Here is a 6,338-nt window from a genome sequence, read left to right on the forward strand (position 1 = left end):
ATGAGTCACAAAGTGTAGTAAATATATTTGATCCAAATGCACAAGACGCTTAACTGGAGCCGATAATGAAAAAATTATTTCAAAAAAATAGCGAAACCGTTAATTTAAATCGTCGCTCGTTTATGATTGGCACTGCTAGCGCAGGTTTAGTCATGGCGTTTGCCCCTGCGTTATTTTCGGGTTCGCTCAGTGCAAAAGAGTCAATTGCGCAACAGGCTTTTTCACCAACCATTTGGTGGACTATGAGCACCGACGGCGCCGTAGAAGTAAGTATTGCTAAAGCTGAAATGGGCCAACATATTGGTACTGCTCTTGCGCGTATTGTGGCTGATGAGCTTGAATGTGATTGGGATAAAGTATCAATTACCTACGTAGATACTCATGAAAAATGGGGCTTTATGGTAACGGGTGGTTCGTGGTCTGTATTTCAAAGCTTTAAGCCATTATCTCAAGCCGGTGCTGCAGGTCGAATTGCATTAATAGACGCAGGAGCGAAAATGCTCGGCGTACCTGCAGATAAATGTCGTGCTGAAAAGGGCTATATAATTTCAGGCGAAAAATCGGTTAGTTACGCTGACATAGTCAAAAAAGGCGAGTTTAATCGTACATTTACCAGTGATGAAGTTGCAAACCTGCCACTAAAACCTGCTAATAAGCGTCATTTAACAGGGCTTAAACAAGACTTTAAAGCGCTTGATATACCAGCCAAAACAAATGGCACTGCGGTATATGGTATAGATGTAGAAGTTGAAGGCATGCTGTACGCGCGACCAGTAATACCGCCAACCCGCTATGGCAGTACAGTAACAAACGTTGACGATAGTGCAGCAAAAGCTATTAAAGGTTACAAAGGCTATGAAATTTTAAATGATCCTAGTAACACAGTGCAAGGCTGGGTTGTTGTATTAGCTGACAGTTACCCAAGCGCCATTAAAGCAGTAGATGCTTTAAAGGTGAGTTATAAAAAGGGTGAGTCAGCAAATATATCTGAAGATGATATTCAAAAAGAAGGTAAGCGATTATGCGAGCAGCGCGACTCGGGTACTTTATTTGTTGATGAAGGTGATATAAAGAAAACACAAGCAGACGCCAGTGAGTCGTTAGAATCAATGTATACCACAGCGACAGCGAGTCATTATCAGCTAGAGCCACTTAATGCGGTTGCAGAATTTAAAGACGGTAATTGGATTATTCATACTGGTAACCAATGGCAGTCACTTACGTTACCTGCGCTTGCTAAAGCACTTGAAATAGAACAAAACAAAGTAATTATTCGTCCTTATTATTTAGGTGGTGGTTTTGGCCGTCGATTATTTGGTGACTGGACCGTACCTACAGCTCTAACCGCAAAAGCAGTAGGTAAACCAGTAAAATTGGTATTTACACGAGCAGACGATAGTTTATTCGATCAGTCTCGTTCTGCATCTGCTGCAAAAATGACAGCGTCGTTTGATAAAAACGGTACTTTTACTGGTTTAGAGCATGCATTTGCTGCAGGTTGGCCTACTAAAGCTATGGCACCAGGGTTTTTATCACCGGGTGTTGATGGCAAAGGTAAATTTGATGCATTTTCGGCATCGGGCGCTGATCATTGGTACAGCATGAGCAGTCATCGTGCACGCGCTATTAATAACGAAGTTGCACAAAGCACCTTTACTCCAGGTTGGTTACGTTCAGTAGGACCAGGTTGGATTGCATGGAGTCTTGAGTCGTTTATTGATGAAATTGCCCATAAGCAAGGCAAAGATCCAGTTCAATTTAGAATTGAAATGTTAGACGGTAAAGGCAAGCAAGCAGGAAAAGCACCTGAGAGTGTAGGTGGAGCACTGCGCTTACGTAATGTGCTTAAAACAGTGTCAGACAAAGTAGCTTCTGTTAAATTAGCTAAAGATGAAGGCATTGGCTTTTCTGTAAGCTCAGGGCAAGAACGTACTATGCCTGCATGGCTTGCAACCGCAGCGCATGTTCATGTTAACCGTGATAGTGGTAAAATAACGCTTAAAAAGCTTTATGTTGTTGTAGATGCGGGCTTAATAGTTCACCCAGATGGCGCACTAGCGCAAATTGAAGGGTCGTTACTATGGGGCAGCAGCCTTGCATTGCATGAATCAAATACGTATAAAGATGGACAGGTATCAGCGACTAACTTTAATACTTATTTACCGCTAAGGATGCAAGACGTACCAGATATTGACATTGAATTTTTACAAAGCGATGAATTTCCAGTTGGTTTAGGCGAACCTGGCGTTATAGGGGTGGCTCCTGCGATTGGTAATGCTGTATTTAATGCAGTAGGCGTGCGTTTACGTGATCTACCAATGAAGCCAAGCGAACTTAAAAAAGGCTTAGAAGCGTAAAACAAAAATAACTAAAGGGGTGTGCTTTATGCAGCCCTTTTTAGTTATTAAATATATTTATGTAATTATTATTTATGTATCAATAAGTAGCGTTGTTTATACCAATTCGCTTAATTAAATGATTAAGTATTATTGCAAATTGGTATTAGGTTATTATTACTTGTTGATATTAGTTAAGGTTTATTTATGCTAATCGACCCAACAGGGCGAGAGTTTAGTTACTTACGTTTGTCTATTACTGATGTATGTAATTTTAAGTGTGTTTATTGTTTACCAGATGGTTATCAGGGGGGGCCAGACCGTGGTTTTCTCACAATTGATGAAATTAGCAATACGCTTAAAGCGTTTGCGCACCATGGTATTGAAAAAGTAAGGATCACTGGCGGAGAGCCAACTCTTAGAAAAGACTTTATAGATGTTGTTCGCGCGGCAAAAGATGTCGCGGGCATAAAAAAAATTGCAATGACTACCAATGGTTTTTCTCTTCATAAGAATATCCACGACTGGGTAGATGCGGGCTTAAACGCCATTAATGTAAGTATTGATAGCTTAGATCCGCGCATGTTTAACACCATTACTGGGCATGACAAATTTACCTCAGTAATGAAAGGTATTGATACTGCGCTTGAAACGGGTATTGATTCGGTAAAAATAAACAGTGTGCTGATGAAGCAATACAACGCGAAAGAGTTTGATACATTTTTAAATTGGGTTAAACACCGTCCCGTTACTATTCGTTTTATTGAGTTGATGCAAACAAACGACAACAAAGCCTTTTTTGATGCTAACCATGTATCTGGGCAAGTTTTAAAAACTCAGCTATTGCAAACGGGTTGGCAGCAAGTTGCGCGTAGTGCATCAGCAGGTCCTGCTCAAGAGTTTGCTCATCATGATTATCAAGGCAGAATTGGTTTGATCATGCCTTACAGCAACGACTTTTGTAGTACCTGTAACCGATTAAGGGTTACAGCAAAAGGGAACCTGCACTTGTGTTTGTTTTCTGAAGAGGGTATTTCGCTAAGAGAATATATGAACGACAGTTCAAACAGTAAATTAATGGCGTTGCTATCTCGTTATATTAAAACCAAAAAGCCAACTCACCTTTTACACCAAGGCAATACAGGTATTACGACTAATTTATCAATGCTAGGTGGCTAGCTTTTAAAGCTACCTAGAAAAGTAAAAGCACTAAACGTGTTCCTAAAATACACTACATTATCCCTAAAAGGTAAATAACTGGTTGTATCTACATGGTTTTATATCAACAAAGCTTGTTAAATTGTATTTTCACGTTAAACTTACTTTTATTTTTATTAAGTGATTAGAATGGATATCGCCGCCCTTAATAGCACTAAATCATTAAGAAAAGACGTTCTGCGAGGAATGTGTCTTTGTTTTGGTTCTTTATCGGTAGGATTTGCGGGTTTTAATTTAACCGTAAATAACTTTCCATTGCTTGGCTATATCGAAATCTGTTTTTCTGTTTATTGTATATTTACTTACATTTCACTTATACGCCGTCCACTACAGTTTTGGCAATCCTTGATAATGTGTGTGCTCATAACGCTAATTGTTATTTTGGGTACATCTTTACATCGCCTCGTAATGCTGTGTTTGTATGGTCGTTTGCATTACCTATTTTGTACTATCTGTTATTAGGTAAACAATACGGTGTAATTTTCTCTGCAAATTTATTAGTTATCCAAGTGTTTATTTTAGGGAGTAAGTCTACTCTTGCCCCTTTTGAAAATTTTAACCTATCTCTTAATTTAATCTGTGCTTATTTTAGTATTTGGGCGATTTCTCATGTTTTTGAAGGGAGCCGCTCACATTTTTCAAAGCGCCTTAAAAATTTAGCATTACTTGATCCGCTAACGGGTGCAGGTAATCGCCTTTCAATGAACCACTACTTTGAAGTTGAACTACAAGATAAGTCACAGCTATATTTGTTTTTACTCGATTTAGACTTTTTTAAGCAGATAAATGATGAGCATGGACATGGTGTCGGTGACCAAGTACTTATCGAAGTGGCCACTTTACTAAGAGTTGAGCTTCCTAGAGGGTATGTATTTAGAGTAGGCGGTGAGGAGTTTGCTTTATTTAGCGCTTTTGCAAATGAAGAGGCCGCACTTAATACCGCTGAACAAATAAGGGCACGTTTTGAAAATACAACATTTGACATTGACGGCCTTGCTATTAATGTGACAACAAGTATTGGTGTCGCAAAATTTAAAAGTACTAATTCATTGGAAAGCTTTGTAAACCAAGCGGATAAGCAGTTGTACAAAGCAAAACAGTTTGGCCGCAATAAAGTGTATTGTAAGTTTAAACAAGAACACGACCGTGAGGCGGTAGTTGCTTAAGTAGGGTCACTTAGTACATTTGCTCAAAATTGGGGATCCCATTTTCCCAAATCGGTTTGTCTTTTCCTAAATGCTCGCGCACAGCATCAAAAAACAACCGGGTCCTTACTGGTAAATCTCGATGCGGATATACGGCATACATCGCACTAAACTCCATGAGTTTCACATCTGTTAATAAAGGCACTAGCTTACCTTGTATTATTTCATCACCAATAATAAATGCAGGGGCGACAAAGTAAGTTGTGCCCGATAATGTTTTCATTAACAATGACTCTGCATCGTTTGCACGAAACACACTTTTTATTTTTTGCTCGCAGCGTTCACCTTTACTATCGTAGTAATCTATAGCTTCTACTCGAATAGAATTACTGGCATAGCTTGCTGCTGGTAATTGCGCTAACTCTTCCATTGTTTTTGGCATACCATAAGTTTCAATAAACTGTGGTGCAGCTAAAATTAATAACCGGTTACGCGCTATTTTACGTGCAATAAGTGACGAATCTTTAGGCTCACCTACACGAAAAGCCAAATCAAATCCTTCAGAGACTATATCTACTAATCTATCGTCTAAACGCAGTTCAACTTCTACTTGAGGAAAGCGTTTTTGAAAATCATTAAGTACAGGTTGTAAATAACGACGACCAATAAGTGTTGATGAAGTGATTTTTAACACGCCGCGCGGTTCTAAATGATAGTTTTCGGCCATGCGCACAGTTTCGCCAAGCAGCTCTCTAAGCTCTGCTGCTTTTTTGATCATTTCGGCGCCTGCCGCTGTGAGCGAAAATGAACGCGTGGTTCGGTTAAGTAACCTAACGCCTAACTCATCTTCTAAACGACTAATTTGCTTAGATATAACAGAGCGATCTATGTTGCGTATTTCTGCAGCTTTTGCAAAAGAGCCTTGCTCAACCACTTCAAGTAACATTAAAAGTCGACTTGTTATATCCATTATTACACCTTAATTAACCTATTGATGCCATTTTGGCATTAATGAATTTAAAAATCTATGGTTTTTACACACGGGTTTAATCCGTATTATGCGAGGCTAATCAACAATGGAGCGTCTTCATGAACAAACATCTAATTGCTGCTGCACTTACTGCGGCATCTTTAACTCTTGCGGGTTGTGCTGATGAGAGCACAGCTCAATCAGCACCTGCACAGCAACTTCAACCAATTGATGTAGCACAGGTGCTTGTTAAGCCGGTACAAAGCTGGCACACATATACAACGCGTTTAGAGTCTCCACAAGAAGTTGCCTTAATGCCGCGTGTATCAGGAATCATCGATAGCATTGAATTTAAAGAAGGCGATGTGGTTAAAGAAGGCGATGTTTTATTTCAATTAGATGCTCGTCCATTTGCTGCTGTGGTTGCTAGTTTAAAAGCGCAAATCAACAGCGCAGAAGCGGCCTTAGAGCAAGCTAAAAGTGAAGACAAACGTGCGGTACGCTTATTAGACCGTAAGGCAATTTCTACTGAGCAAGCACAAGCGCGTACTTCAACACTACGTCAACGCGAAGCACAGCTTTCTGCACTTCAAGCACAACTTACCTCAGCAGAGCTTGATTTAGAATTTACGTCAGTTGTATCACCAATTGATGGCATTATTTCTCGCG

At 39.7% G+C, this 6,338-nt stretch carries 5 protein-coding genes and 1 pseudogene; 5 read left to right on the forward strand and 1 reads right to left on the reverse strand.

What is annotated here, in order from left to right:
* The first annotated feature begins 65 nt into the window (after positions 1 to 65).
* The 4 genes and pseudogenes from ENH88_RS08830 (at position 66) to ENH88_RS23145 (ending at position 4,720) form a co-directional block, all read left to right on the forward strand.
* On the forward strand, positions 66 to 2,357 hold the full coding sequence (locus ENH88_RS08830; RefSeq protein WP_304181744.1) for a xanthine dehydrogenase family protein molybdopterin-binding subunit: 2,292 nt from the start codon (positions 66 to 68) through the stop codon (positions 2,355 to 2,357).
* A gap of 186 nt (positions 2,358 to 2,543) precedes the next feature.
* On the forward strand, positions 2,544 to 3,515 hold the full coding sequence (gene moaA, locus ENH88_RS08835) for a GTP 3',8-cyclase MoaA (RefSeq protein ID WP_304181746.1): 972 nt from the start codon (positions 2,544 to 2,546) through the stop codon (positions 3,513 to 3,515).
* A gap of 225 nt (positions 3,516 to 3,740) precedes the next feature.
* Positions 3,741 to 4,144, forward strand: a pseudogene (locus ENH88_RS23140) (GGDEF domain-containing protein); the annotation flags it as partial.
* A gap of 111 nt (positions 4,145 to 4,255) precedes the next feature.
* Positions 4,256 to 4,720 carry a GGDEF domain-containing protein gene (locus tag ENH88_RS23145; protein WP_349768652.1) on the forward strand — a complete coding sequence of 155 codons (465 nt, stop codon included), beginning with the start codon at positions 4,256 to 4,258 and terminating at the stop codon, positions 4,718 to 4,720.
* Between the two features lie 10 nt (positions 4,721 to 4,730).
* On the opposite strand, the gene ENH88_RS08845 is transcribed toward ENH88_RS23145, so the two are convergent.
* Complete coding sequence (locus ENH88_RS08845) at positions 4,731 to 5,669, reverse strand: LysR family transcriptional regulator (protein WP_101217024.1); 939 nt, start codon at positions 5,667 to 5,669, stop codon at positions 4,731 to 4,733.
* 119 nt (positions 5,670 to 5,788) lie between these two features.
* On the opposite strand from ENH88_RS08845, the gene ENH88_RS08850 reads away from it, so the two are divergent.
* A partial coding sequence (locus ENH88_RS08850) for an efflux RND transporter periplasmic adaptor subunit (protein ID WP_304181751.1) occupies positions 5,789 to 6,338 on the forward strand: 550 nt, incomplete at its 3' end.

The organism is Pseudoalteromonas prydzensis (assembly GCF_011050055.1).
GTDB lineage: Bacteria > Pseudomonadota > Gammaproteobacteria > Enterobacterales > Alteromonadaceae > Pseudoalteromonas > Pseudoalteromonas prydzensis_A.

What these genes read in the sequence shown, in the direction of transcription:
- moaA (WP_304181746.1), top strand. Translation starts at nt 2,544, where the DNA reads ATGCTAATCGACCCAACAGGGCGAGAGTTTAGTTACTTACGTTTGTCT.
- ENH88_RS08845 (WP_101217024.1), bottom strand. Translation starts at nt 5,669, where the DNA reads ATGGATATAACAAGTCGACTTTTAATGTTACTTGAAGTGGTTGAGCAA.
- ENH88_RS08830 (WP_304181744.1), top strand. Translation starts at nt 66, where the DNA reads ATGAAAAAATTATTTCAAAAAAATAGCGAAACCGTTAATTTAAATCGT.
- ENH88_RS23145 (WP_349768652.1), top strand. Translation starts at nt 4,256, where the DNA reads ATGAACCACTACTTTGAAGTTGAACTACAAGATAAGTCACAGCTATAT.